At 58.8% G+C, this 1,569-nt stretch carries 4 protein-coding genes; all 4 read left to right on the top strand.

Annotation, left to right across the window (positions count from 1 at the left end; all coding sequences use genetic code 11):
• Positions 1-169: peptide-methionine (S)-S-oxide reductase (locus PY649_RS34670; protein ID WP_285873579.1), on the top strand; the 169-nt coding region annotated here is incomplete at its 5' end.
• Positions 170-627: 458 nt separating this feature from the next.
• On the top strand, positions 628-792 hold the full coding sequence (locus PY649_RS35295) for a hypothetical protein (RefSeq protein ID WP_432761463.1): 165 nt from the start codon (positions 628-630) through the stop codon (positions 790-792).
• Entirely contained in the window at positions 780-1,022 is a 243-nt protein-coding gene (locus tag PY649_RS35290) for a transposase domain-containing protein (RefSeq protein WP_432761464.1), read from the top strand. Before PY649_RS35295 ends, PY649_RS35290 begins: the two co-directional genes overlap by 13 nt.
• Before the next feature lie 25 nt (positions 1,023-1,047).
• Entirely contained in the window at positions 1,048-1,380 is a 333-nt protein-coding gene (locus PY649_RS34660; RefSeq protein WP_285873577.1) for a hypothetical protein, read from the top strand.
• Positions 1,381-1,569: the final 189 nt, after the last annotated feature.

Here is a 1,569-nt window from a genome sequence, read left to right as displayed (position 1 = left end):
CGCCTCCGGCCTCTGGCCGGGCAAGGTCGTCACCGAAGTGACGCCGGCAAGCGATTTCTGGGAAGCCGAGCCGGAGCACCAGGACTATCTGGAGCGCATCCCGAACGGCTACACCTGCCATTTCGTGCGCCCAGGCTGGAAACTGCCGAAGCGTGGCGCAGCGGCCTAACTCCCCTCCCCCGGAAGAGAAGGATGGAGCGTCGTGACCTCGTCCAGTTTACGAATTCCGGCACCCGGCCTGCAGTCTGTGCCGGAGAACTCCCGTGCTCGGCATGTTTCCACAGTTCGCCGTGGCCGCGCCGCCAGATGTGATGCCGCGGGCCGGTTTTGCTTCGCCGAGGACCTGCTCCCACCAGTAGACAACACGGGCGTGAAAATTCGTTGATAGTAAACGGCTTCAGGTGATCGAGTGCGGCGACGCTCGCCGGACGATATACGGCTTGCTGGCAGAAGCTCTAGTTGCCGTGCCCGTTGTGCGGGATCAGTCTTGCCGTATCTTGGGAGATCATGAAGAAGGGCCGTTGGTGTTATTTTCGTTACCTGTCGGAAGGCGAATTAGAACGCTGCAGTGCTGCCCAAGCCACAAACGCCTTCCGCATAAATCCGGAACCGCAGAGGCAATCCGCCATGCGCTTTCCCGTTGGGCATCGCTCTGCCGTTTCCTCGATGACGGTACCTGAGATCGACAACAGTGCTGCCGAGCGAGCCATCCACCCGATGGCGCTCGGCAGAAACTCGCTGTTCGCCGGTTCCGACAAGGTGGGAAATGCGCGGCCACTATCCGGTCACTAATCGAAACCACCAAACTCAACGGCATCGGTCCCGAAGCATATCACCGCGTCCTCATTACCCGAATTGCCGACCATTCGATTAAGAAGATCGATGAACAGGTGCCCTGGAATATGCCCAGGATGACGATTGTCGCGTCGGTCGTGCAACCTATCGGCCAGGTCCGCGACCTGAGCACCACAAGTCCGTGGAGCGCGTCAGATTTAGGGCGGCCCTTTGATTGCGACGGGTAACGTTGCCACGGAGGGCAACCCAGGAATGAAGGTTTGGAAAATCGCAGGTGTAGGTGTCCTGTTTGCTTTGGTCACGATCTACATCTGCCAAGAAATCCAGTTCAGAAAGCCGCTAACCTTAGCGGAAATCGACGGACTTGCAGCAATTACTGCAGGGCAGATGGACTGCAACTGGCGCTATGACTCGACCCGCAAAGGCGAATGGCTGAGGCAAAGATCGGTCGCCGAACGAAAGGCGGACGTGACATTCCAAGCAAGATTCATGACGGCGATGGGAAAATATGAGGGGCTTGACCCAGACGAGCAATGTGCGCTGTTGGACAAGTTTCACGACTTGGTTCGACGGTGGCACGATTAGGGCGGATGGGTCTATCCGAATTGACGATCACCCGATCAACAAAGTCGATAAACTATTGCCCGGGGACGGGCGTGGTCGACACGTTCTGTGCGGCGCGATGAATCAATCATCTGCCGCGGGCGCACGGTCATGAACGCCGCGCGCCGCGATCGCCGCCCCTACGGGAACGTCAGGCCGAAAGCGGCCGGA

The organism is Rhizobium mayense, assembly GCF_030272705.1.
GTDB lineage: Bacteria > Pseudomonadota > Alphaproteobacteria > Rhizobiales > Rhizobiaceae > Rhizobium > Rhizobium mayense.
This window is presented reverse-complemented; position numbering and strand designations above follow the sequence as displayed.

Coding starts and splice junctions, on each gene's coding strand:
- PY649_RS34660 (WP_285873577.1), top strand. CDS start 1,048: ATGAAGGTTTGGAAAATCGCAGGTGTAGGTGTCCTGTTTGCTTTGGTC.
- PY649_RS35295 (WP_432761463.1), top strand. CDS start 628: ATGCGCTTTCCCGTTGGGCATCGCTCTGCCGTTTCCTCGATGACGGTA.